This window comes from Pengzhenrongella frigida, assembly GCF_004168625.1.
GTDB lineage: Bacteria > Actinomycetota > Actinomycetes > Actinomycetales > Cellulomonadaceae > Pengzhenrongella > Pengzhenrongella frigida.
In genome coordinates, this window is the sequence record NZ_SDWW01000049.1 from 1 (window position 1) to 25,128 (window position 25,128).

At 70.4% G+C, this 25,128-nt stretch carries 21 protein-coding genes; 2 read left to right on the plus strand and 19 right to left on the minus strand.

The window, feature by feature from the left end; all coding sequences use genetic code 11:
- Window positions 1-223 precede the first annotated feature (223 nt).
- Window positions 224-1,204, plus strand: a complete 981-nt coding sequence (rarD, locus tag EUA98_RS16515; RefSeq protein ID WP_130103795.1) for an EamA family transporter RarD — start codon at window positions 224-226, stop codon at window positions 1,202-1,204.
- 78 nt (window positions 1,205-1,282) lie between these two features.
- Here rarD and EUA98_RS16520 read toward each other — a convergent pair whose 3' ends face one another.
- From EUA98_RS16520 to EUA98_RS16535, 4 genes are all read right to left on the minus strand, one after another.
- Entirely contained in the window at window positions 1,283-2,629 is a 1,347-nt protein-coding gene (locus EUA98_RS16520; RefSeq protein WP_130103796.1) for an ABC transporter substrate-binding protein, read from the minus strand.
- 72 nt (window positions 2,630-2,701) lie between these two features.
- On the minus strand, window positions 2,702-3,631 hold the full coding sequence (locus EUA98_RS16525; RefSeq protein ID WP_207219123.1) for a carbohydrate ABC transporter permease: 930 nt from the start codon (window positions 3,629-3,631) through the stop codon (window positions 2,702-2,704).
- Complete coding sequence (locus EUA98_RS16530; protein WP_130103797.1) at window positions 3,628-4,557, minus strand: carbohydrate ABC transporter permease; 930 nt, start codon at window positions 4,555-4,557, stop codon at window positions 3,628-3,630. Before EUA98_RS16530 ends, EUA98_RS16525 begins: the two co-directional genes overlap by 4 nt.
- Window positions 4,554-6,590: a beta-galactosidase gene (locus EUA98_RS16535; protein WP_130103798.1), complete on the minus strand. Its 2,037-nt coding sequence runs from the start codon at window positions 6,588-6,590 to the stop codon at window positions 4,554-4,556. Before EUA98_RS16535 ends, EUA98_RS16530 begins: the two co-directional genes overlap by 4 nt.
- A 143-nt stretch (window positions 6,591-6,733) precedes the next feature.
- On the opposite strand from EUA98_RS16535, the gene EUA98_RS16540 reads away from it, so the two are divergent.
- Window positions 6,734-7,756: a LacI family DNA-binding transcriptional regulator gene (locus EUA98_RS16540; protein ID WP_130103799.1), complete on the plus strand. Its 1,023-nt coding sequence runs from the start codon at window positions 6,734-6,736 to the stop codon at window positions 7,754-7,756.
- Window positions 7,757-7,764: 8 nt separating this feature from the next.
- On the opposite strand, the gene EUA98_RS16545 is transcribed toward EUA98_RS16540, so the two are convergent.
- The 15 genes from EUA98_RS16545 to EUA98_RS16615 all read right to left on the minus strand — a co-directional run bounded on the left by EUA98_RS16545 (window position 7,765) and on the right by EUA98_RS16615 (window position 25,088).
- Window positions 7,765-8,772, minus strand: a complete 1,008-nt coding sequence (locus EUA98_RS16545) for a polyprenyl synthetase family protein (RefSeq protein WP_130103800.1) — start codon at window positions 8,770-8,772, stop codon at window positions 7,765-7,767.
- Complete coding sequence (gene nuoN / locus EUA98_RS16550) at window positions 8,769-10,355, minus strand: NADH-quinone oxidoreductase subunit NuoN (RefSeq protein WP_130103801.1); 1,587 nt, start codon at window positions 10,353-10,355, stop codon at window positions 8,769-8,771. The genes EUA98_RS16545 and nuoN overlap by 4 nt, the downstream gene beginning before the upstream one ends.
- Complete coding sequence (locus tag EUA98_RS16555; protein ID WP_130103802.1) at window positions 10,352-11,938, minus strand: NADH-quinone oxidoreductase subunit M; 1,587 nt, start codon at window positions 11,936-11,938, stop codon at window positions 10,352-10,354. Before EUA98_RS16555 ends, nuoN begins: the two co-directional genes overlap by 4 nt.
- 11 nt (window positions 11,939-11,949) lie before the next feature.
- Complete coding sequence (gene nuoL, locus EUA98_RS16560; RefSeq protein ID WP_242511621.1) at window positions 11,950-13,908, minus strand: NADH-quinone oxidoreductase subunit L; 1,959 nt, start codon at window positions 13,906-13,908, stop codon at window positions 11,950-11,952.
- Window positions 13,909-13,954: 46 nt separating this feature from the next.
- On the minus strand, window positions 13,955-14,254 hold the full coding sequence (gene nuoK, locus EUA98_RS16565; protein WP_130103803.1) for an NADH-quinone oxidoreductase subunit NuoK: 300 nt from the start codon (window positions 14,252-14,254) through the stop codon (window positions 13,955-13,957).
- On the minus strand, window positions 14,251-15,087 hold the full coding sequence (locus tag EUA98_RS16570; RefSeq protein WP_130103804.1) for an NADH-quinone oxidoreductase subunit J: 837 nt from the start codon (window positions 15,085-15,087) through the stop codon (window positions 14,251-14,253). Before EUA98_RS16570 ends, nuoK begins: the two co-directional genes overlap by 4 nt.
- Window positions 15,084-15,689 (minus strand): NADH-quinone oxidoreductase subunit NuoI, encoded by a 606-nt coding sequence (gene nuoI / locus EUA98_RS16575; protein ID WP_130103819.1) that lies wholly within the window; start codon window positions 15,687-15,689, stop codon window positions 15,084-15,086. Before nuoI ends, EUA98_RS16570 begins: the two co-directional genes overlap by 4 nt.
- 133 nt (window positions 15,690-15,822) lie before the next feature.
- Complete coding sequence (gene nuoH, locus EUA98_RS16580) at window positions 15,823-17,208, minus strand: NADH-quinone oxidoreductase subunit NuoH (protein WP_242511623.1); 1,386 nt, start codon at window positions 17,206-17,208, stop codon at window positions 15,823-15,825.
- 8 nt (window positions 17,209-17,216) lie between these two features.
- Window positions 17,217-19,826, minus strand: coding sequence for an NADH-quinone oxidoreductase subunit G (locus tag EUA98_RS16585; RefSeq protein WP_130103806.1), 2,610 nt, complete (start codon window positions 19,824-19,826; stop codon window positions 17,217-17,219).
- A complete protein-coding gene (gene nuoF / locus EUA98_RS16590; protein WP_130103807.1) occupies window positions 19,823-21,175 on the minus strand; it encodes an NADH-quinone oxidoreductase subunit NuoF in 1,353 nt (450 codons plus the stop codon). Before nuoF ends, EUA98_RS16585 begins: the two co-directional genes overlap by 4 nt.
- Window positions 21,175-22,029 carry an NADH-quinone oxidoreductase subunit NuoE gene (gene nuoE, locus EUA98_RS16595; RefSeq protein WP_130103808.1) on the minus strand — a complete coding sequence of 285 codons (855 nt, stop codon included), beginning with the start codon at window positions 22,027-22,029 and terminating at the stop codon, window positions 21,175-21,177. Before nuoE ends, nuoF begins: the two co-directional genes overlap by 1 nt.
- A complete protein-coding gene (locus tag EUA98_RS16600) occupies window positions 22,029-23,390 on the minus strand; it encodes an NADH-quinone oxidoreductase subunit D (RefSeq protein ID WP_130103809.1) in 1,362 nt (453 codons plus the stop codon). Before EUA98_RS16600 ends, nuoE begins: the two co-directional genes overlap by 1 nt.
- Window positions 23,390-24,118: an NADH-quinone oxidoreductase subunit C gene (locus EUA98_RS16605; protein WP_130103810.1), complete on the minus strand. Its 729-nt coding sequence runs from the start codon at window positions 24,116-24,118 to the stop codon at window positions 23,390-23,392. Before EUA98_RS16605 ends, EUA98_RS16600 begins: the two co-directional genes overlap by 1 nt.
- The gene (locus tag EUA98_RS16610) at window positions 24,115-24,666 is read right to left on the minus strand and encodes a NuoB/complex I 20 kDa subunit family protein (protein ID WP_130103811.1); all 552 of its coding nucleotides are present in this window, start codon (window positions 24,664-24,666) and stop codon (window positions 24,115-24,117) included. The genes EUA98_RS16605 and EUA98_RS16610 overlap by 4 nt, the downstream gene beginning before the upstream one ends.
- A gap of 59 nt (window positions 24,667-24,725) precedes the next feature.
- A complete protein-coding gene (locus EUA98_RS16615; RefSeq protein WP_130103812.1) occupies window positions 24,726-25,088 on the minus strand; it encodes an NADH-quinone oxidoreductase subunit A in 363 nt (120 codons plus the stop codon).
- Between the last annotated feature and the right edge of the window lie 40 nt (window positions 25,089-25,128).

Consider the following 25,128-nt stretch of genomic DNA (forward strand, 5'->3'; position numbering starts at 1 on the left):
TCCGTCTTGGAGAGGATGTCAGCGGCGTAGATGCCGGCCGGGCCGGCGCCGACGACGGCGACACGCAAGGATCGGATACTCACGGGACGGAAGGACCTTCCAGATCGGGTGCCTGACGGGCGGTGCGCGCGCCGAAGGTCGAACCCACGGCTCGGGAAAAGCATACGGCGGGTGAGGGTTACCTCACCCGATCACCCAACCCGTGGGACGCTAGATTCACCGGGTGACGACCCCGGAGCTCCCCGCAACCACCCTCCCGAGCACTCCGGCGACCCGTCCCCTGCCCACCGCCGGATCCTCCCGCACGGGCCTGGCCCTCGGCGCGGGCGCCTACCTGCTGTGGGGCGTCCTCCCGCTGTACTTCCCCCTGCTGGCGCCCGCCGGGGCGGTCGAGATCATCGGCCACCGGATCATCTGGTCGCTGGGATTCTGCCTGCTGCTGCTCACGGTCACCCGCGGCTGGGGCCCGTTCCGGTCCGCGTTCGCCACGCCCCGCACGCTCGCCCTGCTCGCCGTGGCGGCGGTGTTCATCGCCGTGAACTGGACGGTCTACGTCTACAGCGTGCTCAGCGACCAGGTGGTCGACGCCGCGCTCGGATACTTCATCAACCCGCTGGTCACCGTGCTGCTCGCGGTCTTCGTGCTCGGCGAACGGCTGCGACCGGCGCAGTGGGCGGCCCTGGGCTGCGGTGCGGGCGCCGTGGTGATCATCACGGTGGGCTACGGCCGGCTGCCCTGGATCGCCCTCACGCTCGCGTTCAGCTTCGGCATGTACGGGCTGATCAAGAACCGGGTCGGCCGCACGGTTCCCGCCATCGCCGGCCTGGCGGCGGAGACGGCGATCCTGTCCCCGATCGCGCTCGGCTACCTGATCTGGCTCGGGGCGACCGGGGCCGGGAGCTTCGGGACGCACGGGACCTGGCACGACGTGGCCCTGGTGTCCTCGGGGATCGTGACCGCCGTGCCGCTGCTGATGTTCAGCGCGGCCGCGCGCCGGCTGCCGCTGTCGGTCGTCGGCATGCTGCAGTACATCGCCCCGACGATGCAGTTCCTGCTCGGGGTGCTCGTGTTCGGCGAGCAGATGCCCGTCGCGCGATGGTGGGGCTTCGCGCTCGTGTGGCTCGCCCTGGTGATCCTCACGGCCGACGGCGTGCGAAACGGTCGCATGAACGCGCTCGCCCGGCGCGCGCGAGCCGCCGGCTGAGGCGACACCACCGCGCGCCGCAGGCACCCGACTGGCGGGCGGCCGCGGCGCGCGGTGGTGGCTCGACGCTGGGTGCCGCTACTTCTTGACGGGGATGGCCTGCGCCTCCAGGGCCGCGATCGTCGAGTCCTGCCCGGTGGCGAGCGCCTCGGACAGCGTTCCCTGGCCGCTCACTGCGGCCTTGAAGCCGTCCGACACGTCGTTGTAGGTCTGCGTCATGGTCGGTCCCCAGACGAAGTCCGCGGACACCTGACCGGAGGCCTCGGCGAACACGTCGTAGATGGGCTGGTCGCCGTAGAACGCGACGCCCTCCTTCAGGACGGGCAGCTCCAGGCCCGACTTCGCGGCCGGGTACAGGTTGGCGGACTTGTTGAGCAGCGTGAGCGACTCGTCCGAGGTGTTCAGCCAGAGTGCGAACTGGGCGGCCTCGTACGGGTGCTCCGAACCCTTGAACACCGCGGTGGACGAGCCACCCCAGTTGCCGCTCGCCGCGTCGCCGGCCTCCCACTGCGGAGACGGGGCGACGGCCCATTTGCCGGCGGTGTCCGGCGCGCCGCTCATGATCGAGTTGGCGCCCCAGGCTGCGGAGTTCCAGGTCCAGTCCGAGCCGGTGTTGTAGGCGTTGTCCCACTCGGTGGTCCACGGCGGGTTGACCGAGACGAGGTCGCGGTCGACCAGGTCCTGCCAGTAGTCGGCCACCTTGGTCGACTCCGCGCTCGTGAGGTCGACGGTCCAGTCGGTGCCGTCGTTCTGGAACCAGGTCCCGCCGGCCTGCCACACCAGGCCCGCGAACTGGTTGATGTCGCTCTGGGAGAAGTTCGTGATGTACCCACCCGTGGCGCGCACCTGCTCGGCGGCCGTGGCGTACTCGGCCCACGTCGTGGGGATCGCGATGTTGTTCGCCTCGAACAGGTCGGCGCGGTAGAACATCGCCATCGGGCCGGAGTCCTGCGGGATCGCGTAGACCGCATCGGCCTCCCCGAAGTTGACCTGCCCCCAGGTCCAGTCGACGAAGTCCTCCTGCGCGTCCAGGACCCCGTCGCACGCGGCGAGGTCCATCAACCCGTCCTGGACCCGGAAGTTCGGCAGCGCGTCGTACTCGATCTGGCCGAGGTCGGGCGCGTTGCCGGCCTTGAGCTGGTTGAAGAAGTTCTGGTAGGTGCCACCGTTGCCGTTCGGACCGGTCTGGACGGCGACCTGGATGTCGGGGTTCTGCTCGTTCCAGACAGCCACGACGTCCTCCATCCCCGGGATCCAGGACGTGAAGGTGAGGTCGACCTTGCCCGTCGAAGGAGCGCAGTCGCCGACGGCGGCCGCGGCGTCACCCGAGGAGTCGGGCGACGAGTCGGCCGACGAGCAGCCGGCCAGTCCGACCGCGGCAACAGAGAGCAGGGCAACGGTGGCCGCTCGCTTGTTCATGCGCATGATGCGTGTCTTTTCTCTTGGTGGGGGACAGTCCCGCCCGGCCCGGACCGGGCGGGCGGTGAACGCAAGGAGCTACTTCACGGACCCGGTTCCGAGGCCGTTGCGCCAGAAGCGCTGGAGCAGCAGGAAGGTGATGATCAACGGGATGATCGACAGCAGCGCGCCGATCAGGACGTACCCGCGCAGCTCGGGGATCTGGTTCACCTGGGAGTTCCAGGAGTAGAGGCCGAGGGTGACGGGGAACAATGCCTCGTCGCGCAGCATGATCAGCGGCAGGAAGAAGTTGTTCCAGATCGCCACGAACTGGAAGAGGAACACCGTCACCAGGGCCGGGAACATCAGGCGGACCGCGACCGTGAAGAACGTGCGCACCTCCCCCGCGCCGTCGAGCCGCGCGGCCTCGATCAGCTCGTCCGGCACGCTGGCCGCCGCATAGATGCGCGCGAGGTAGACCCCGAACGGGCTCACCAGGCTGGGCAGGAAGACGGCCCAGTAGGTGTTGGTGAGGTTGACCTGGCTGAAGATCAGGAACAGCGGCAGCGCGAGCGCGGTCGCGGGTACGAGCACCCCGCCGAGCACGACGTTGAAGATCACCTCGCGGCCCGGGAAGCGGTACTTCGCCAGCGCGTAGCCACACATCCCGGCGATGACCGTCGCGAGCAGGGCCCCCGCGCCGGCATAGAACACCGAGTTCAGCAGCCACCGGAAGTACACGCCGTCGCGGTACGCGACCAGGTCGCCGATGTTCTGGACGATCGACATGTCGGCGAACCACAGCGGGTTGGTGCTGGTGAACTGGCTGCTCGACTTCGACGCGGCGACCAGCAACCACCAGATCGGCACGAGGAAGTACAGCGTGAACACGCCCATCACGAGCATGGCGCCCGAGCGGGCGAACGGGTTCTCGCGCGGACCGGTCGGCGCGGTGGGCGCCGTGTTGCCGGCGCTGCGACGCGCCTTCCTCGACCGGGCCGGGGCCGGGCTCTCCAGCGCGGTGCTCATTTCGCTTCCTTCCGTGCCGTGAACTTCAGGAACGTGAACGAGAGCACGAAGGTCGCCAGGGCGAGCACGACCGAGAATGCGGCGGCCAGATTGAAGTTGGGGATGGACGACGTCGAGTAGACCGTCAGGTTGGGGGTGAACGTGCTGGTCACCGCGGAGCTGAAGCTGCGGAACACCTGCGGTTCCGCGAGCAGCTGCAGGGTGCCGATGATCGAGAAGATCGCCGTCAGGACGATCGCCGGCATGATCAGCGGGATCTTGATCGACCAGGCGATCCGCACCTGCCCGGCGCCGTCGAGCCGCGCCGCCTCGTACAGCTCGGTCGGGATCGCCAGCAGCGACGAGTAGATGATCAGCATGTTGTAGCCGACGTAGACCCAGGTCACGACGTTGGCGATCGACCAGAGCACGAGGTCGGCCGACATGAAGTCGACGTTCTCGGTGACGGCGCTGAAGGGCGACAGCTTCGGGGAGTACAGGAATCCCCACATGATCGCCGCGATCACGCCGGGCACCGCGTAGGGCACGAAGAACGCCAGCCGGAAGAACTTCTTGCCCCGCAGCAGCGGCGAGTCGAGCAGCAGGGCGAACAGCAGGGCGAGCCCGAGCATGACCGGCACCTGCACGGCGCCGAACGTCAGCACCCGGGCGATCGACCGCCAGAACGGTCCGTTCTGGAACACCAGGACGTACTGCGACAGGCCACCGAACACCTCGCGGGCCTGGCCGAACGTGCCGTCACGCTCGATGACGAGCAGCGACCGCTGGATCGCGTAGCCGATCGGCACCAGGTAGAACAGCGCGAACAGGGTGCCGAACGGCAGCACGAAGGTGAGGATCGCCCGGCGATGCTTCACGCCGGTCTTCTTCGCCGCCGCCCCGGCCCGAGCGACGGGGGCGGTAGAGACGATCGCGGGTGCACTCATGATGCGGTGTCCTCTCTGACGACGCGCACGGCCCCGGCGGGTACGCACAGCGTGGAGTCGACGGTGGCTCCACTGATGAGCTCGTGGCCCGAGGCCGCGACCGAGATGTCCTGCCCCGCGTGGTTGATCACGAACAGGTAGCTGCGATCCGCGCTCGCCCGGCGCACGACCTCGACGGTGCCGTCGCTCTCCGGGCCGAGCGCCACGACGCCGGCACCGTGGGCGGCGGTGCGCATCACGTCCCGCAGGGCGCCGGCCTCGAGCGCGGTCGCGAGGTACCACGCGGCGCCGTCACCGTGCACGGCCCGGGTGATGGCCGGTGTGCCGGGCAGCGGGCCGTCGGTGTACCGGGCGATCACCTGGGCGCCGGTGCTCCGCAGCCGCTCGGTCCACAGGCTCGACGTCGCGCCCGAGTCGAGCGTGACCGTCTGCCCCGGCAGCAGGGGTGAGAACTCCTCGACGCTGATCCCGAGCAGGTCGCGGAACGCCCCGGGGTACCCGCCCAGGCGCACCCGGTCGTCCTCGTCGACGATGCCGCTGAAGAACGTCACCAGTGCGTGCCCGCCCGCGGCGACGTAGCCGGTCAGGTTCGCCGCCTGCCGGTCCGTCACCATGTACAGGCTCGGCACGACGACCAGCTTGTAGCCGCTCAGGTCGGCGTCCGGCGGCACGATGTCGACGGTGATGCCGAGCTGGTGCAGCGCGGCGTAGGCCGCGTGCACCTGGTCCAGGTACCGGACCGCGTGCGTCGGGCGGGACTCGCCGTCGCCCGCCCACCAGGACTCCCAGCTGAACATCAGGGCGACGTCGGCCACCACCCGGGTGCCGACAACCTCGTCGAGGCGGTCGAGGGTCGCCCCCAGGTCGACCACCTCGCGCCACAGCGCGGAGTCGGTACCCGCGTGCGGCACGAGCGCAGAGTGGAACTTCTCCGAGCCCTGCTGCGAGGCGCGCCACTGGAAGAAGCAGACCGCCTCGGCGCCGCGCGCGACGTGGGCGAGGGAGTTGCGCGTCATCTGCCCGGGCGCCTTGGCCAGGTTGTGCGGCTGCCAGTTCACCGCACCGGTCGACTGCTCCATGAGCAGCCAGGCCTTCCCGCCGGCCAGCGCACGGGTCAGGTCGGCCGCGAACGAGAGCTCCGTGGTGGGGTCGGCGAGCCGGTGGTCGAGGTAGTGGTCGTTGGCGACGACGTCGACCTCGGGCGCCCAGGTCCAGTAGTCGAGGTTGCGGATGTGGGCGGTCACCATGAAGTTGGTCGTGACCGGGGCCACCGAGTACCGGCGCAGCACCTCGACCTCACGCCGGTAGTAGTCGAGCAGCTCGTCGGAGCTGAACCGGTGGAAGTCGACGACCTGGCTGGGGTTGCAGCTCGAGAGGGTGAGCCGGGGGGTGCCGATCTCGTCCCACTGCCCGTACACCTGGCTCCAGAACGAGGTGCCCCACGCCGTGTTCAGCGCGGCGATGGTGCCGTAGCGGGCCCGCAGCCAGCGGCGGAACGCCGCCGCGGTGTCCTCGTCGTAGCACAGCGCGTTGTGGCAGCCGAGCTCGTTGGACACGTGCCAGACGGCGACGGCGGGGTGCTGCCCGTAGCGCTCGGCCACCTTCTCGACGAAGCCCAGCGCGCGCGCACGGAACACGGGCGAGCTCGGGCACCACGCCTGCCGGCCGCCGGGGTAGCGGGTCGTGCCGTCCTGCGCCATGGGCAGGATCTCGGGGTGCGCGGTGGTCAGCCACGGCGGCGGCGACGACGTCCCGGTGCCGAGGTTCACCCGGATCCCGTTCTCGTGCAGCAGGTCCATGACCGTGTCGAGCGTGGTGAAGTCGTACTCGCCCGGACGCGGCTCGAGGTGCGACCACCCGAAGATGTTGATGGCCACGAGGTCGACGCCCGCCTCGCGCATGAGCAGGACGTCCTCCTGCCAGACCTCGCTGTCCCACTGCTCGGGGTTGTAGTCGCAGCCGAACGCGATGCCCTCGTGGACGAACGGGGTCGCTCCGGTCGACCCCTGCTGGACTGCCGCTCGCGGTGTCATGCGCTCCCCATCGTTTCTGTGAACGTGCACAGGATCGGGAGCAAGAACTCGCCGTCGAGTTTCTGTGAACGTGCACACACTAAGGACGGCGACCTCGAGGTGTCAAGAGCCGTGGGTGAACCAGTCGGCGATACAGTCGGCCCGTGTCCACCGCCCCGGCCCGCCGCAAGCGCGCCACCATCCTCGACGTCGCCGTCGAGGCCGGAGTCTCGCGCGGGACGGTCAGCCGGGTGATCAACGGTGAGCCCTACGTCTCCGCCGCCGCGCGCGTCGCCATCGAGGCCGCCATCGAACGGGTCGGCTACGTGCCCAACAGCGCCGCCCGCAGCCTCGTGATGCAGCGCTCGCAGGCGGTCGGCTTCCTCGTGCACGAGCCCCACTCGCTGTTCCTCGAGGACCCCAACATCGGCGGCATCCTGCTCGGCGCCAACACCGCGCTGTCCCGCGCGGACTACCAGATGGTCTGCCTCATCATCGACTCCGCACGCGACTACGACCGGGTCGCGCGCTACCTCAGCGGGGGGTTCGTCGACGGCGCCATCATCGTCTCCGCACGCGAGCACGACCCGCTCACGCGGATCGTGGAGAAGCTCGCCCTGCCGGCCGCCTTCGTCGGCCACCCCCGCGACCTCGGCCGACTGCCGTTCGTCGGGATCGACAACCGCAGCTCGGCACGGGCCATCACCGAACGCCTCCTGTCAACCGGGCGCCGACGGGTCGGCATGATCGCCGCGGCGCTCGACCGCGACTCAGGCGCGGACCGGCTCGCCGGTTTCACCGACGCGCTGGGGCCCGCGTTCGACCCGGCCCTCGTGGTGAGCGTGCCGCTCTACGCGTACGCGGCCGGCGCGACCGGGATGCGCGAGCTGCTCGAGCGCGAGCCGGCGATCGACGGCGTGTTCGCCGCCTCCGACGCCGTGGCGGCCGGCGCCCTGGAGGCCCTGCGCGAGGCGGGGCGCCGGGTGCCCGACGACGTCGGCATCGTCGGCTTCGACGACAGCGCGTGGGCCGTGCAGAGCCAGCCCCGGTTGTCCACCGTGCACCAGCCGGCGGCCGGCCTGGGCGAGGCCGCCGCGGAGTCGGTGCTCGGCCAGCTGCGCGGCGAGTCGCCCGAGCTCGGCGGCATCCTGCTCGAGACGCCGATCGTGTGGCGCGACTCGGCCTGACGGCCAGATCAGGACGCGCGGTCGACCAGGGCGTCCGTGAACGACAGGAGCGCGTCCTTGACCACCCCGGCGGGCAACGGCGCGAGCTCGGCGACGGCCTCGTGCGCCCACTGCACGGCCAGCGCTCGGGTCTCGGCGACCACGTCGTGACCGCGCAGGCCCAGCACCGCCCGGTCCAGGTCGACGTCGGCGGAGAGGTCCGAGTCGAGCAGCGCGACCAGCTCGCGGTCCGACTCGAGGGCGTCCGGCCGGGCGGCCCGCGCGCGCAGCAGCAGGACCGGCATCGTCGCGACCCGCTCGCGCAGGTCCGTGCCCGGCGTCTTGCCGGTGTCGGCGCCGCTCGCGGACAGGTCGATCACGTCGTCGGCCAGCTGGAACGCGACGCCCACCTTCTCGCCGTACTCGGTGAGCAGCCGGACCACGTGCGGCGGGCAGCCCGCGAACATCGCCCCGAACCGGGCCGACGTGGCGATCAGCGAGCCGGTCTTGTCCGCCAGGACACGCAGGTAGTGCGCGATGGCGTCCTCGCCGCCCTGTGGGCCGACCGTCTCGTGCAGCTGCCCGAGGCACAGCCGCTCGAAGGCGGAGGCCTGGATGCGGACGGCCTCGGGGCCGAGGCCGGCGACCGTGGCGGAGGCCCGCGCGAAGAGCAGGTCGCCGGTGAGGATCGCGACCGAGTTGCCCCACACCTCGTGCGCCGCCGGCGCACCGCGGCGCAACGGCGCGGAGTCCATGACGTCGTCGTGGTACAGCGTCGCCAGGTGGGTCAGCTCGACCACGACCGCCGCATCGACGACCTCGGGCCGCTGCCCGTCGCCGAGCTGGGCCGCGATCAGGGTCAGCATCGGGCGCAGCCGCTTGCCACCGGCATTGACCAGGTGACGCGAGGCGGTGTCGGCCAGCGCATCGGCCTGCGCGACGGCATCGCGCAGGCGCTCCTCGACCAGCGCCAGCCGGCCGGTGATCAGCTCGGCCAGAGCGGGGTCGGCCAACGGGAGCGAGGTCGTCGAGGTCACGGGATGAATTTAGCTGCCTGCGCCATCAGGTCGAGCACCGGTGACGGGAAGACGCCGAGCAGGACGGTCAGCAGCGCCGTCAGCGCGATCGCGACAGTGGTCAGTCCCTCGGACTTCACCACCGTCACCTCGGCGCCGGTGCGGTCGCCTGCGCGCGGTGCGTCCGTGAAGAACATCAGCACGATGATCCGCACGTAGAAGAACACCGCGATGGCCGAGGCCACCGCGCCGGCGATCGCCAGCGGTGTCGCGCCGCCCTCGACAGCGGCCGAGAACGCGGTGAACTTGGCGATGAAGCCCGCGGTCAGCGGGATCCCCGCGAACGAGAGCAGGAACAGCGAGAACGTGACCGCGAGCCACGGGTTCGACCGGCCGAGCCCGGTCCACTGGGACAGGTGCGTCGCCTCCCCGAGCACGACGCCGTCGGGCCCGACCTCGCGTACCAGCGTGACGATCGCGAAGATGCCGATCGACGCGGCGCCGTACGCCAGCACGTAGAAGAGCACCGACGTGATGCCGCTGGAGGTGAGGGCGACCACGCCGGTGAGGATGAAGCCGGTGTGCGCGATCGCCGAGTAGGCGAGGATCCGCTTGACGTCGGTCTGCACGAGCGCGACGAGCGTGCCGACCGCCATCGTGAGGATGACGACGGCCCACAGCGCCGGGCGCAGGTCCCACACGATGGACGGCACCACGACGTACACGACGCGCAGCAGCGCGCCGAACGCAGCGGCCTTGGTGCAGGCGGCCATGAAGCCCGTGATCGGCGTGGGCGCGCCCTGGTACACGTCCGGGGTCCACGAGTGGAACGGCACGGCACCGATCTTGAACAGCAGGCCGACGAGCAGCATGGCCACGCCGGCGAGCATCAGCGGGTCGAGACCGACCACCGTGGTGGTCGCCTCCGCGATCGCGTCGAGGCGGACCGAGCCGGCGAAGCCGTAGAGCAGCCCCACGCCGAACAGGAAGAACGCCGACGCGAACGCCCCGAGCAGGAAGTACTTCATCGCCGCTTCCTGCGACAGGAGCCGACGACGACGCGCCAGTCCCGACAGCAGGTACAGCGGCAGCGAGAGGACCTCGAGCGCGACGAACATCGTCAGCAGGTCCCCGGCCGCGGGGAAGATCATCATCCCGCCGGCGGCGAACATGATCAGCGGGAAGACCTCGGTCTGCTCGAGACCCGCGCGCCGCGCGAGCTGTTCGTAGTCCGAGCCGGGAACAGCCGCCGCCGCCGGGGCGAACGCGCTCTCCCCGGTCTCGGTGCGGTCGGCCACGACCAGCAGCGCGATCAGCGTCAGAGCGGCCACGACGCCCTGGATGACCAGCGCCGGGCCGTCCAGGAGGATCGATCCGCCCACGACGGACGTGCCGCCGGTCTCACGGACGCCGGACCACAGCGCGGCGACCGCGATCAGCGCACCTGCGCTCGCCAGCAGGGTCAGCGCGAGCTGGACGTTGCGGCGGACCCCTCGAGGCACGAACGCCTCGACGAGCACCCCGACCACTCCGGCACCCAGCACGATGATGATCGGTGCGAGCTGCGCCCAGTCGATCTGCGGCGCGGTGAAGCCCCCGGTCACGTCGTGCTCCCCTCTTCGGTGCTGGCGGTCCGTGCGCCCAGGGAGACCTGGGCCTCGGTCACGGCGTTCGGTACGTCTTCGATGCCGACCTGCTCGAGCGTGATCGTGGCGGGCTCGCGCACGAGGTCGATCGCCGGTGCCGGGTAGAACCCGAGCACGAGCATGAGCGCGATGAGCGGCGCGACGACCCACGTCTCCCGGCCCGACAGGTCGGGCATCGTGGTGAGCTCGTCCTGCACCGGTCCGGTGAAGATCCGCTGGTAGGTGAGCAGCACGTACAGCGCTGCGAGCACCACGCCGGTGACCGCGACGATCGCGGCCGGGCCGTTGCGTGAGTACGTGCCGATCAGCACGAGGAACTCGCTCACGAACGTCGACAGCCCCGGCAGCGACAGGGCCGACAGGCCCGCGACCAGGAAGACGCCGGCCAGCACGGGGACGACCTTCTGCAGGCCACCGAAGTCGGCGATCTGCTGGCTGCCGCGTCGTGCGACCAGGAACCCGGCGATGAGGAACAGCGCGCCGGTCGACAGGCCGTGGTTGAACATGTAGAACGACGAACCCTGCACGCTCACCGAGGTGAATGCGAAGATCCCCAGCACGATGAACCCGAAGTGCGAGACCGACGTGTAGGCGATCAGGCGCATCAGGTCCTTCTGGCCGATGGCCAGCAGCGCGCCGTACAGGATCGAGATCAGCGCGAGCACGATGATCACCGGCGCGGCCCAGCGGGACGCGTCCGGGAACAGCGGCAGGCACAGGGTCAGCATCCCGAAGGTGCCGACCTTGTCGAGCACGCCGACGAGCAGCGTCGAGGTGCCCGCCGGGGCGGTCTCGGCGACGTCGGGCAGCCACGTGTGCACGGGCCACATCGGCGCCTTGATCGCGAAGGCGAAGAAGAACGCGGCGAACATGAGCCGCTCGGTGGTCACCGGCAGGTCGATCCCGACCAGGTTCTCGGTGAGGAAGCCCTGCGGTCCGCCCGGGCCGTTCAGGTACAGCGCGATGACCGCCACGAGCATCACGAGGCCGCCGGCGAGCGAGTAGATGAGGAACTTCACCGCGGCGTAGCGGCGCTGCAGGCCGCCGAAGGACCCGATGAGGAAGTACACCGGGACGAGCATCGCCTCGAACAGGACGTAGAAGAAGAACACGTCCCGCGCAGCGAAGATCGCGACCATGAAGGCCTCGAGCACGAGGATCAGCGCGACGTAGTGCCGGCTGCGGTCCTCGGCCTCGGGTCCGCCGCCGCCGTGCTCCTTCCACGCCGCGAGCAGCACGAGCGGGGTCAGCACGACCGAGAGCAGCACCAGGAGCAGGCCGACGCCGTCGAGCCCGACGGCGTAGCTCGTCCCGATCGCGGGGATCCAGTCGTGCAGCTCGGCGAACTGGTGCGTGCCGGCGGCGGCGGTGTCGAACGAGAGCGCGACGAGGGCAGCGAGCACCAGCACGACGAGCGAGACGCCCAGGGCGATGTGCCGCGACCAGGCGCGGGCGGAGGTGGGCAGGGCCCACACGATCGCGGCGCCGACGAGCGGCAGCACGATCAGCGTGGTGAGCCAGGGAAATCCAGCGGACAGCATGTGAATATCCCTCAGATCCGAGTGGCCAGGACGACGGCGACGAGGGCGACCAGGCCGACCGTCATCATGGCTGCGTAGGAGCGGACGTAGCCGGTCTGCGAGCGTCTGACGACCTCACCGAGCCGGACCATGATGTGACCGAGGCCGCCGACCGCGCCGTCGACGACCTGACGGTCGCCGTACACGAGCGAGCGGGTCAGGTACTTGCCGGGCTCGACCAGGAGCGCGTCGTTGACGTCGTCCTGGTAGAGGTCCTTGCGCGCGGCGCGGGTGAGCACCGAGCCGACCGGCACGACCACCGGCACGGGCGCCTTGGCGTACTGCACGTACGCGAGCCACAGGCCGGCCGCGACGAGCGCGAGCGTGAGCGTCATGATCAGCCAGACCGCGAGGACCGGCTCGTGCTCCTCGACGTGACCTGTCACCGGCTCGAGCCAGGTCTGGAAGACGTTGCCGATGCTGAGCAGCCCACCGAGGGCGGCCGAGCCGATCGCGAGCACGATCATGGGCCAGACCATCAGGCGCGGCGACTCGTGCGGGTGCTGGACCGGCTGCTTGGACAGGGCCGTCCCGGGCCTCGTCTTGTGGCCGTCGTTCCAGCGCTTGGCGCCGAAGAAGGTCATGAAGAACACCCGAGACATGTAGAACGCCGTCAGGCCCGCGCCGAGCAGCGCGACGGTGCCGAAGACCCAGGGCCGCCAGCCCTCGCCGACGAACGCGGCCTCGATGATCTTGTCCTTGCTCCAGAAGCCGGAGAACGGCGGGACCCCGAGGATCGCGAGCCACCCGAACGCGAAGGTGATGTACGTCGCCTTCATGTAGGTGCGCAGCGCGCCGAACTGCCGCATGTTCACCTGGTCGCCCATGCCGTGCATGACGGACCCGGCCCCGAGGAACAGCCCGGCCTTGAAGAAGCCGTGGGTCACGAGGTGGAAGATCGCCAGCGCGTACCCGATCGGGCCGAGCCCGGCGGCCAGGATCATGTAGCCGATCTGGGACATCGTCGAGGCCGCGAGGGCCTTCTTGATGTCGTCCTTCGCGCAACCGATGATCGCCCCGAAGATCAGCGTGATCGCCCCGACGATGACGACGACGAGCTGAGCGTCCGGCGCGCCGTCGAAGATGGGGCCGGACCGCACGATCAGGTACACCCCGGCGGTCACCATCGTCGCGGCGTGGATGAGGGCCGAGACCGGCGTCGGGCCGGCCATCGCGTCCCCGAGCCACGACTGCAACGGGAACTGCGCCGACTTGCCGCACGCGGCGAGCAGGAGCATGAGGCCGATCGCCGTGAGCGTGCCCTGGCTGACGCCATCGACCCCGCCGAGCACGGTCGTGAAGTCGACCGCGCCGTAGGTCGCGAACATGAGCATCAGCGCGATGAGCAGGCCGAGGTCGCCGATGCGGTTGGCAATGAACGCCTTCTTCGCCGCGACCGCGTTCGCCGTGCTCTGGAACCAGAAGCCGATGAGCAGGTACGAGACCAGGCCCACGCCCTCCCAGCCGACGAACAGCAGCAGGTAGCTGTCGGCGAGCACGAGCACCAGCATCGCCGCGACGAACAGGTTCAGGTACGCGAAGAACCGCCGTCGGTCGACGTCGTGCTCCATGTACGCCACGGAGTAGATGTGGATGAGCGTGCCGACGAACGTCACCAGCAGGACGAACGTGAGCGAGAGCGGGTCGATCTGCAGGCCCGCCTCCACGTTCAGGTTGCCCGCGGGGATCCAGTCGAACAGGTGCAGGTTGACGATGCGGTCGTCCGCGGGACGGCCCAGCAACGCGATGAACATCGCGAAGCCGACCAGAAAGCTGGCCGCCGAGGCGAGCACGCCGAGCCAGTGGCCCCAGGCGTCCGCCCGTCGGCCGACGAGCAGCAGCGTGGCGGCGCCCGCGAGCGGGAGGGCTACGAGGAGCCAGGCGAGGGAGAGGAGACCCTCCGCCGGTACGGAGGCCGTGGAGAAGGCCACCGCGGCCGGGAGATGGGTCGCGATCGAGGAGGTCACGTGCGGCGCCTCAGCTCTTGAGCAGGTTGACGTCGTCGACCGAGGCCGAGCGACGCGTTCGGAAGATCTGGACGATGATCGCGAGGCCGATGACGACCTCGGCCGCCGCGACGACCATGACGAAGAAGGCGATGACTTGTCCGGAGAGGTCACCGTGCATGCGAGCGAACGTGACGAGCAGGAGGTTCGTCGCGTTCAGCATCAGCTCGACACCCATGAAGACCACGATCGCGTTGCGGCGCAGGAGCACCGTCGACGCGCCGATCGCGAACAACAAGGACGCGAGCACGAGGTAGTTGGTCAGGCTCATCGCTGGACCTCCGGGTCGCTGGCGGTCCGGGTGGGTGCCTCGATCTCGGCCGCCACGACGCCGAACTCGCGTTCCTGACCTCGGATCCGCAGCACGCGCGAGACCGAGTCCTCGAGGGGCGCGCCGGTCGGGTCGAGCGCCGGCACGTCCATGGCGTTGGACCGGGAGAACACGCCCGGCGCGGGCAGCGGCGTGAGCGTGTGACCGCTCGCGAGGCGCGCGTCCGACCGCTCCTTCTGGCCGATGTGCCGCGTCAGTCGTTGCCGGTGCGTGAGCACGAGCGCCCCGAGGGCCGCCGTCACGAGCAGCACGCCGACGACCTCGAAGGCGAAGATGTAGTCGCCGAAGATGAGTCGGGCGACGCCGACCGGGTTCGAGTCGCCGTTCGCCTCGTCCAGCCCCACCGCCACCGGGAAGGTCGACGAGACCACGACGGTCACGAGGAGCCCGGCGAGCCCGAGACCGAAGATGATCCCGATCCAGCGCTGACCTTTGAGCGTCTCGGCGAGCGAGTCGGACGAGTCGACCCCCACGAGCATGAGGACGAACAGGAACAGCATCATGATCGCGCCGGTGTAGACCACGACCTGGACGACGCCGAGGAACGGCGCGTCCTGCGCGATATACAGGAACGCGATCGAGATCATCACGAACACGACGCTCATGGCGGCATAGACGGCCTTGCGGGCGAACACGAGCCCGAGCGCAGCGAGCACCATGAGCGGCGCGAGCACCCAGAACAGGGCTGCCTCCCCCGAGCTCGTCTTGCCGCCGTCGGTCAGCGCCGTGGCCACCCCCGCAAGGGTCGTCGCGGCGGTGGAGGTGAAGGTCATCGGGTGCGCCCCTGCTCGGCCGGTGCGGTGGTCGCCGTCGCGGCGCCGGGGAGGGTCGGATCGTCGGGGCGGAACTCGCGCACCCAGTCGATCTGCTCCTCGGCCGTGCCGGTGACCTCGCCGCGGTAGTAGTCGGTGTCGGTCGCGCCGGGCGCCATCGGGTGCGGCGCGGCGAGCGCACCGACCGGCATCGGGGCGAGCAGGTCCTGCTTCTCCCAGATCAGTCCCTCACGCGTCGGGCCGGCGAGCTCGAACTCGTTGGTCATGGTCAGCGCGCGCGTCGGGCAGGCCTCGATGCACAGGCCGCAGAAGATGCAGCGCAGGTAGTTGATCTGGTAGACGCGGCCGTACCGCTCACCGGGCGAGAACTGCGCCTCGGGCGAGTTGCTCGCGCCCTCGACGTAGATCGCGTCCGCGGGGCAGGCCCACGCGCACAGCTCGCAGCCGATGCACTTCTCGAGCCCGTCGGCGTACCGGTTGAGCTGGTGACGGCCGTGGAAGCGCGGCTTGGTGGGCACGCGCTCGAACGGGTACTGCTCGGTGATCGTCGGGCGGAACATCGCGGAGAACGTGACCCCGAAGCCGGCGACCGGCGCGAGCATCTCGCCGAGCCCGGTCTTCGCCTCGATCAGCGATTCGAAGCCGGCGGCCTCCACCGGCCGATCGAGATCGCCGCCGGGATGCGTCTGCGCGACCTCCGCGTCGCCCGTGGGCTCCTTCGGGTCGCGGGCGTCGTCAGCCACGCTCTACCTCCGTCTGTGAATCGGTCACCTGTCGGGCCGCACCCGCGGGCGCGGCGGCCGCCACGCGCGCACGGCGCGGCGACGGGGGAAGCTGCTGACCCGGCATCGGGGGCACCGGGTACCCGCCGGCGAACGGGTCGAACTCGCCGGGTGGGATGGCCTTCTTCCCGGCCGCCCCGGGCTCCGGCTTGCGCTCGGGCACGAGGAACGAGATCCCCACCACCACGAGCACCGCGACCGCGAGGGCGATCAGCACCGTTCGCAGGTCGACCTCGGTGAACTGGCGCACGCCCTGGACGACCGCGACGCACACGACCCAGCCGAGCGAGGCGGGGATGAGGACCTTCCAGCCGAACGACATGAACTGGTCGTAGCGCAGGCGCAGCAGCGTGCCGCGCACCCAGACGAACAGGAACAGGAAGAGCCACATCTTCGCGAGGAACCACAGCACCGGCCACCAGCCGGTGTTGAACATCCCGTCGTTGATGGCCGAGATCGGCCACGGGGCGCGCCAGCCGCCGAAGAACAGCGTCGTGACGACCGCCGAGACGTTGACCATGTTGATGTACTCGGCGAGGAAGAACCAGGCGAACTTCATCGAGGAGTACTCGGTCATGAAGCCCGAGACGAGCTCACCCTCGGCCTCCGGGAGGTCGAACGGGAGCCGGTTGGTCTCACCGATCATGGAGATGACGTAGATGATGAACGCCGGGAACAGCGGCAGGAACCACCACAGCTGTTGCTGCGTGGCGACGATCTGCGACGTGGACATCGAGCCGGCGAGGATGAACACGCTGACCAGCGACAGCCCCATCGCGAGCTCGTACGAGATCACCTGCGCGGTCGAGCGGACCGCACCGAGGAGCGGGTAGGTCGAGCCGGAGGACCAGCCACCGAGCACGATCCCGTACACGCCCACCGACGCGGTGGCGAGGATGTAGAGCACCGCGACCGGCACGTCCGTGAGCTGCAGCGGTGTGACGATCCCGAAGATGCTCACCGACGGCCCGAACGGGATCACCGCGAAGGTGAGAAGCGCGCAGAACACCGAGATCATCGGCGCGAGCATGTAGAGGAACTTGTCCGCCGCCTTGACGGTGATGTCCTCCTTGAGCAGGAGCTTCATCGCGTCGGCGAGGGACTGCAGCAGCCCGAACGGCCCGTGCACGTTGGGGCCGGGGCGCATCTGCATGCGGGCGACGACCTTGCGCTCGAACCAGATCGCCATCAGCACCGTGAGGAGCAGGAAGACGAGGATCACCACGGCCTTGATCAGCCAGACCCAGCCGTTGTCCTGGCTGAAGTCGGCCGTCACGCCGGGGTTGGCCGCGCCGGCCACCGAGGCGGACACCACGCCGGGCACCGCTGAGCTGACCATCGCCGCGATCATGCGGACACCTCGTCGTTGTTGTCGGAGCCCGCACTGTCGGTGGACACCACGTCGTCGCCGGCCGGGTCGGCCGGCGCAAGCTGGACGACGTCGCCGGCGTCGGCCCGCAACGACGTGCGGACCGCGCAGTCCGGCGCGTTGGTCGGGAGCCAGACCACGAGGTCGGGCATCGCGGTGACCGCGAGCCGGACGGTGACCGAGCCGTGCGCGGACGAGACCCGGACGAGCTCGCCGTCGGTCAGGCCGGCCGCGGTGGCGGTGGCGGCCGAGGTGCGGGCGACGGTGCGCTTCGCGGTCCCGGCCAGGAACCGTTCGCCGTCCTGGAGCCGACCGGCGTCGAGCAGCAGGTGCCAGCTGGCGAGCACGGCCTGACCCGGAGCCAGCTCCGTCGGCTCGGCCGCGGACTCGACCGGCGCGTCGATCCGGGCACCGTCCCAGGCTCCGAGCTGATCGATCTCGGCGTGCACCGCAGTGATCGTGCGCAGCCCGAGCTCGGCACCCATCGCCGCCGCGAGGGCGTCGAGGGCGCGGTGGTCGGCCAGTGCCGTGGACGCCAGGGCCTGCGGGAACGGCCGCGGACGCCCCTCCCAGTTGAGGTAGGTCCCGGCCTTCTCGGTCGGCGGGGCGACCGGGAGGACGACGTCGGCCAGCTCGGTCACGGCCGAGGCGCGCACCTCGAGCGAGACGACGAAGCCGACCTTCTCGATCGCCCGGACGGCCTTGGCGGGGTCCGGCAGGTCGGCGAGCTCGACGCCGCCGACGACCAGGGCCGACAGCTTGCCCTTGCGGGCGGCGCGCAGGATCTCGGTGGTGGTCCGGCCCGCCGTCGTCGGCAGGCTGGGCACGTCCCAGGCTGCTGCGACGTCCACGCGGGCGCGGGCGTCGGAGACAGGACGGCCACCGGGAAGCAGGCCGGGCAGGGCGCCGGTCTCGACGCCGCCGCGCTCCCCCGCCCGACGCGGGATCCAGGCGAGCCGCGCGCCGGTGCGCTCGGCGAGCCGGAGCACGGCCGTGAATCCGCCGGGCACGGCGGCGAGCCGCTCGCCGACGAGGATGACGGACCCGGCGGTGGTGAGACCGTCGGCGACCGTGCGCAGCTGCCCGAGCGGGGCGCTGCCGGTGATCGCGTCGAGCACCTCGGGCTCGGTGCCCGGTGCAGCGGCCACGAGCGTGCCGCTGATCCGGTCGAGCCCGCGGCTGGCCAGCGGCGCGACCGAGAACACCGCGGTGCGTCCGGCGAGGACCCCCTTGCGCAGCCGCAGGTAGGTGACCCCGGCCTCCTCCTCGGCCTCGAGGGCGACGAGAAGGACCGTGGGCGCCTGCTCCAGATCGGTGAACGTCACGCTGCCGGCGCCCCCGACGGTGCGACCGGCGACCGCGTGACCGAGGAAGGCGTCTTCCTCGGCGGAGTGCGGGCGCACGCGCTGGTCGACGTCGTTGGTGCCGAGCACGGCGCGCGCGAACTTGGCGTAGGCGTACGAGTCCTCGAGCGTGAGGCGACCGCCGGGGAGGACCCCGACGCCGTGTCCACCACCGGCCGTCGTCGCCGCGGCGAGCCCGGCGGCGGCGACGTCGAGCGCTTCGGCCCAGCTCGCGGACCGCAGCTGTCCGGTCGTCTCGTCCCGCACCAGCGGGGTCGCGATGCGGTCCGGGGCGGACTGCCAGGTGAACGCGAAGCGGTCCTTGTCGGTGATCCACTCCTCGTTCACGCTGGCGTCGTCGCCGGCCATGCGCCGCAGCACGGCGCCACGGCGGTGGTCGATCCGGATCGCGGAGCCGCACGAGTCGTGCTCACCGATCCCGGGGGTCGACACGAGGTCGAACGGGCGCGAGCGGAAGCGGTACGACGCGTTGGTCAGCGCGCCGACCGGGCAGATCTGGATCGTGTTGCCCGAGAAGTAGGACGCGAACGGGCGCCCCGACTCGTCGAGCGCGGCCGGGCCGGCGGGGACGTCGCCGCCGAAGCCCAGCACGTCCGCCGAGAACAGGCCGATCTGTGAACGCGCCCCACGGTCCTGCAGGGCGATGAACGGGTCCCCGGCGATCTGCTCCTGGAAGCGCGTGCAGCGCTGGCACAGCACGCACCGCTCACGGTCGAGCAGGATCTCGGTCGAGATCGAGATCGGCTTCGGGTAGGTCCGCTTGATGTCGACGAACCGGCTGGTCGAGCGGCCGTTGCTCATCGCCTGGTTCTGCAGCGGGCACTCGCCGCCCTTGTCGCAGACCGGGCAGTCGAGCGGGTGGTTGATGAGCAGCAGCTCCATCACGCCGTGCTGGGCCTTGTCGGCCATCGCGGACGTGCGCTGCGTCTTGACGACCATGCCGGGCGCCACCGTGAGCGTGCAGGACGCCTGCGGCTTGGGCATCGGCCGGAGGTTGCCCTCGCGGTCGGGCATCGAGACGTCGACGAGGCACTGCCGGCACGCGCCCGCAGGCTCGAGCAGAGGGTGGTCGCAGAACCGCGGGATCTGGATGCCGACCTGCTCGGCCGCCCGGATCACCAGCGTGCCCTTGGGCACGGAGACCTCGAGCTCGTCGATCTGGAAGGTCACCAGGTTCGAGGGCGCGACGCCCCCGCCTGCCTGCTTCGGTGTCGTGATGGTCATGCCTGCACCGTTCCTGCCATCTGACCGGCGAGCCGGCCTGCGTCACGCGGGGGGTAGCCGAAGAGCGCCGAGGCCGCAGGGTCGAGCGGGCACGCACCCGCGGTGATGTGCTGTTCGAACTCGGCCCGGAAGTGCTTCAGCGCCGAGGTGACGGGCGAGGTCGCGCCGTCGCCGAGCGCGCAGAACGCACGCCCGAGGATGTTGTCGCAGGTGTCCAGGAGCACGTCGAGGTCCTCCATCGAGCCCTGACCTGCCTCGATGCGCCGCAGCACGGCCTTGAGCCAGTACGTGCCCTCACGGCACGGCGTGCACTTGCCGCAGGACTCGTGCGCGTAGAACTCCATCCAGCGCGTGACGGCGCGCACGACGCACGTCGTCTCGTCGAAGATCTGCAGCGCGCGGGTGCCGAGCATCGACCCTGCCGCGCCGACCGACTCGTAGTCGAGCGGGACGTCGAGGTGCTCCGCGGTGAACAGCGGGGTGGACGACCCGCCCGGGGTCCAGAACTTGAGCTCGTGGCCCTCCCGGATGCCACCGGCGAGGTCGAGCAGCTCGCGCAGCGTGATGCCGAGCGGCGCCTCGTACTGCCCGGGCCGCACGACGTGGCCGGACAGCGAGAACAGGCCGAAGCCCGCGGACTTCTCGGTCCCCATGGTGCGGAACCAGTCCGACCCGCCCATCACGATCGCGGGCACGGAGGCGATGGACTCGACGTTGTTGACCACGGTCGGGCGGGCGTACAGGCCCTCGACGGCCGGGAACGGCGGCTTGAGCCGCGGCTGACCGCGCAGCCCCTCGAGGGAGTCGAGCAGCGCCGTCTCCTCGCCGCAGATGTAGGCGCCCGCGCCGGCATGGACGGTGATGTCCAGGTCGTAGCCGGTGCCCATGATGTTCTTGCCGAGGTATCCGGCCGCGTAGGCCTCCTCGACCGCGCGCAGCAGCCGCCGGTAGACGTGCAGCACCTCGCCGCGCACGTAGATGAACGCGTGGTGGCACCCGATCGCGTACGAGGTGATGATCGACCCCTCGATCAGGTACTGCGGCGTCGCCATCATCAGCGGGACGTCCTTGCAGGTCCCCGGCTCGGACTCGTCGGCGTTGACCACGAGGTAGCGCGGGCCGCCGTCGGGCGCGGGCAGGAAGCTCCACTTGAGGCCAGTCGGGAACCCGGCACCGCCACGGCCGCGCAGGCCCGAGTCCTTGACGGTCGCGAGCACGGCCGCCGGCTCCTGGGTGAACGCGTGGCGCAGACCGGCGTACCCGCCGCCCGCCTCGTAGGTCGCCAGGGTCCAGGAACGCGTCGCGTCCCACTGGGCGCTGAGGACCGGGGTCAGGGTCGAGACCGACATCAGGACTCCTTCGCGGTGTCGGCAGGGAGGGTCGCGGGGCGTTCGGCGCTCGACTGCGGGGCACCCGTGGCGGGCGTCGCATCGGTGGCCGGGGTGGCGGGCGTCGCGGTCGCGTCCGCGGGCACCGGGGTTGCCGCCGGGAACTCCGGTGCCGCCCAGCCGCGCTCCTTGGCGAGCACGGTCCCGCGCTGGGTCGCCTCGCCGGCACCCACGCCCTCGTCCGCGCGGCCGTCGGTGAAGCCGGCGAGCACCCGGGACATCTGCTTGAACGAGCACACGCTGTCGGCGCCGCGGGTCGGGACGACCTTCTCGCCGGCCTGGAGCTTGTCGACCGTGGCGCGCGCGCTGTCGGGCGTCTGGTTGTCGAAGAACTCCCAGTTCACCATCACGACGGGCGCGTAGTCGCACGCGGCGTTGCACTCGATCCGCTCGAGAGTCACCTTGCCGTCGGGCGTCGTCTCGTCGTGCCCGACGCCGAGGTGCTCGGTGAGCCCGTCCCAGATCGCGTCGCCACCCATGACGGCGCACAACGTGTTGGTGCACACCCCGACCGTGTACTCACCGTTCGGGTGGCGCTTGTACTGCGTGTAGAACGTCGCCACCGCGGAGACCTCGGCGGTGGTCAGACCGAGCTCGTCCGCGCAGAACGCGATGCCGGTCGGGCTGACGTACCCGTCCTCGGCCTGCACGAGGTGCAGCATCGGCAGCAGCCCCGAGCGGGCGTGCGGGTAGCGCGCCGTGATCTGGCGCGCGTCGCCCTGCAGCCGGGTGAGCTGCGCGGCGTCGTAACCACCGACGTCCTTGCCGGCCGCCCCGACCTTGATGGTCGTCGTGTTGTTCTCGTCGCTGGTCATCAGCGGTCCACCCCTCCGAGCACCGGGTCGAGCGAGGCCACAGCGACGACGACGTCGGCGATCTGGCCGCCTTCGCAGAGCATCGACACGGCCTGCAGGTTGTTGAACGACGGGTCCCGGAAGTGGGCGCGGTAGGGCCGCGTCCCGCCGTCCGAGACGAGGTGCACGCCGAGCTCACCACGGGGGTGCTCGACGGTCTGGAAGACCTGGCCGGCCGGCACGCGGAAGCCCTCGGTCACCAGCTTGAAGTGGTGGATCAGGGCCTCCATCGAGGTGCCCATGATCTCCCGGATGTGGTCGAGCGAGTTGCCCATCCCGTCAGAGCCGATGGCCAGCTGCGCCGGCCACGCGATCTTCTTGTCGGCCACCATCACCGGCCCCGGGCCCATCGCCTGGAGCCGCTCGAGGGTCTGCTCGACGATCCGCATCGACTGGTAGCACTCCTCGATCCGCAGCACGACGCGCGAGTACGCGTCGGACTCCGTCGCGGTCGGCACCTCGAAGTCGTAGGTCTCGTAGCCGCAGTAGGGCGCGGCCTTGCGCACGTCGTAGGGCAGCCCGGTCGAGCGCAGCACCGGTCCGGTGATCCCGAGCGCCATGCACGCCGACAGGCTCAGGTGCCCGACGTCGACCTGGCGCGCCTTGAAGATCGGGTTCGCCAGCATGAGGTCCTGCAGCTGACCGAGGTAGCGCCGGACGCCCACGAGCGCCTCGCGCACCGTGTCGAGCGCACCCGGGGGGATGTCCTGGGCGACCCCGCCCGGGCGGATGAACGCGTGGTTCATCCGCAGCCCGGTGATCAGCTCGAGGACCTTGAGGATCTCCTCGCGGGCAGTGAAGCCGATGGTCATGATCGTCGTGGCACCGAGCTCGTTCCCGCCGGTGGCCAGGCACACGAGGTGCGAGGAGACGCGGTTGAGCTCCATCAGGAGCACGCGGATCACCGTGGCGCGCTCGGGCACGTCGTCCGTGACGCCGAGCAGCTTCTCCACGGCGAGGCAGTAGGCGGCCTCCTGGAACAGCGGCGCGACGTAGTCCATGCGCGTGCAGTAGGTCACGCCCTGGACCCAGGTGCGGAACTCCATGTTCTTCTCGATGCCGGTGTGCAGGTAGCCGATGCCGGCCCGCGCCTCGGTGACGGTCTCGCCGTCGATCTCGAGCATGAGGCGGAGCACACCGTGGGTCGACGGGTGCTGCGGTCCCATGTTGACGATGATGCGTTCCTCGCCGAGGCGGGCGGCCTCCTCGGCGATCTCGGACCAGTCGCCGCCGGACGCCTCGAAGGTCGGCAGACCTTCGGCGCCGGCGTCGTAGATGTGGGGCGTGGCGTGGGGTGCGTTCTGAGCGCGTGAATCAGACATCAGTTGTACGACCTCCGCTGGTCCGGCGGTGGGATGGTGGCGCCCTTGTACTCCACGGGGATCCCGCCGAGGGGGTAGTCCTTGCGCTGCGGGTGGCCGGGCCAGTCGTCCGGCATCTCGATGCGAGCCAGTGCGGGGTGACCGTCGAACACGATCCCGAAGAAGTCCCAGGTCTCGCGCTCGTGCCAGTCGTTGGCCGGGTAGACGGCGACGGTGGACGGCAGGTGGGGATCACCGTCGGGCACCGCGACCTCCAGCCGCAGGCTGCGACCGTGCGTGACCGAGGTCAGGTGGTAGACGGCGTGCAGCTCGCGGCCGGTCTCGAACGGGTAGTGCACGCCCGAGACCCCGAGGCTCAGCTCGAAGCGCAGGTCCTGGTCGTCGCGCAGCGCGCGGCAGACCTCGAGGATGTGCGCCGCCACGACGTAGATCGTGAGCTCGCCGCGGTCCACGACGATCTTCTCGATGGCGGCCTCGGCGGAGGAGCCGGCCTCCTCGAGCACCTCGGCGAGCACGTCGACGCACTCGTCGAACCAGCCGCCGTACGGCCGCTCGCTCGGCCCCGGCATCGTGACCTCGCGGACGAGACCGCCGTACCCGGACGTGTCACCCGAGCCGTGCGCGCCGAACATGCCGGTTCGGGTGCCGAGGAGCTCGATCGCCTCGCGGCCCTCGGGCTGCGGCGCGTGCTGCTGCTGGGCGAGCTCGGACTTCTTCTCGTCGGTCATCGCAGCAGGCCCGTCTGCTGGGAGGTCGGCGTCGCGTCGAGCGCGGCGGCCTCGGCTGCGGCGGCGGCCTCGCGGCGGTTCGCGCCGAGGGGCTGGTTCTGGATCTGGTCGTGCAGGGTCAGGATCGCGTTGAGGAGCATCTCCGGTCGCGGCGGACAGCCGGGCAGGTAGATGTCGACCGGGACGATGTGGTCCACGCCCTGCACGATCGCGTAGTTGTTGAACATGCCGCCCGAGGACGCGCACACCCCCATGGAGAGCACCCACTTGGGCTCCGCCATCTGGTCGTAGACCTGACGGACCACGGGTGCCATCTTCTGGCTGACGCGACCGGCGACGATCATGAGGTCGGCCTGGCGCGGCGACGCGCGGAAGACCTCCATCCCGAAGCGGGAGATGTCGAACCGCGGCGTGCCCGTCGCCATCATCTCGATGGCGCAGCAGGCCAGGCCGAACGTGACCGGCCACAGCGAACCCTTGCGGAAGTACCCCGCAAGGTCTTCCACCGTGGTCAGCAAGAAGCCGGACGGTGCCTCTTCGATACCCATCTATGCCTGCCCTCCCGCTGTTCCGGTCGTACTCGATCGCGACGTGCACACTGGTCCGGTCACTCCCACTCGAATCCTCCGCGACGCCATTCGTAGACGAACGGCACCGTGATCAGGAACAGGAACCCCATCATCGCCACGAGCCCGAACATCGCCAGCTCGGTGAAGTTCACTGCCCACGGGTAGAGGAAGACGACCTCGATGTCGAAGATGATGAACGTCATCGCGACCAGGTAGTACTTGATCGGGAAGCGTCCGCCGCCGACGGCGTGCGGGGTCGGCTGGATGCCGCACTCGTACGCCTCGAGCTTGGCGCGGTTGTAGCGCTTCGGGCCGATGATCGCGCTGGCAGCGACGCCACCGAGGGCCATCACGCCGGCCACGCCCATCATCACGAGGATGGGGACATAGGGATTCGTCATCTAAAGGCCTCTCGTGCAGGGACCGGGAGTGCTGCCGGCG

Coding starts and splice junctions, on each gene's coding strand:
- nuoF (WP_130103807.1), bottom strand. CDS start 21,175: ATGTCGGTCTCGACCCTGACCCCGGTCCTCAGCGCCCAGTGGGACGCG.
- nuoE (WP_130103808.1), bottom strand. CDS start 22,029: ATGACCAGCGACGAGAACAACACGACGACCATCAAGGTCGGGGCGGCC.
- EUA98_RS16570 (WP_130103804.1), bottom strand. CDS start 15,087: ATGACCTTCACCTCCACCGCCGCGACGACCCTTGCGGGGGTGGCCACG.
- EUA98_RS16520 (WP_130103796.1), bottom strand. CDS start 2,629: ATGCGCATGAACAAGCGAGCGGCCACCGTTGCCCTGCTCTCTGTTGCC.
- EUA98_RS16555 (WP_130103802.1), bottom strand. CDS start 11,938: ATGCTGTCCGCTGGATTTCCCTGGCTCACCACGCTGATCGTGCTGCCG.
- nuoK (WP_130103803.1), bottom strand. CDS start 14,254: ATGAGCCTGACCAACTACCTCGTGCTCGCGTCCTTGTTGTTCGCGATC.
- EUA98_RS16535 (WP_130103798.1), bottom strand. CDS start 6,590: ATGACACCGCGAGCGGCAGTCCAGCAGGGGTCGACCGGAGCGACCCCG.
- EUA98_RS16615 (WP_130103812.1), bottom strand. CDS start 25,088: ATGACGAATCCCTATGTCCCCATCCTCGTGATGATGGGCGTGGCCGGC.
- EUA98_RS16610 (WP_130103811.1), bottom strand. CDS start 24,666: ATGGGTATCGAAGAGGCACCGTCCGGCTTCTTGCTGACCACGGTGGAA.
- EUA98_RS16530 (WP_130103797.1), bottom strand. CDS start 4,557: ATGAGTGCACCCGCGATCGTCTCTACCGCCCCCGTCGCTCGGGCCGGG.
- EUA98_RS16605 (WP_130103810.1), bottom strand. CDS start 24,118: ATGACCGACGAGAAGAAGTCCGAGCTCGCCCAGCAGCAGCACGCGCCG.
- EUA98_RS16600 (WP_130103809.1), bottom strand. CDS start 23,390: ATGTCTGATTCACGCGCTCAGAACGCACCCCACGCCACGCCCCACATC.
- nuoH (WP_242511623.1), bottom strand. CDS start 17,208: ATGGTCAGCTCAGCGGTGCCCGGCGTGGTGTCCGCCTCGGTGGCCGGC.
- EUA98_RS16525 (WP_207219123.1), bottom strand. CDS start 3,631: ATGAGCACCGCGCTGGAGAGCCCGGCCCCGGCCCGGTCGAGGAAGGCG.
- nuoI (WP_130103819.1), bottom strand. CDS start 15,689: ATGCTCGCGCCGGTCGCCGGCTTCGGGGTCACGTTCTCCGCGATGTTC.
- EUA98_RS16585 (WP_130103806.1), bottom strand. CDS start 19,826: ATGACCATCACGACACCGAAGCAGGCAGGCGGGGGCGTCGCGCCCTCG.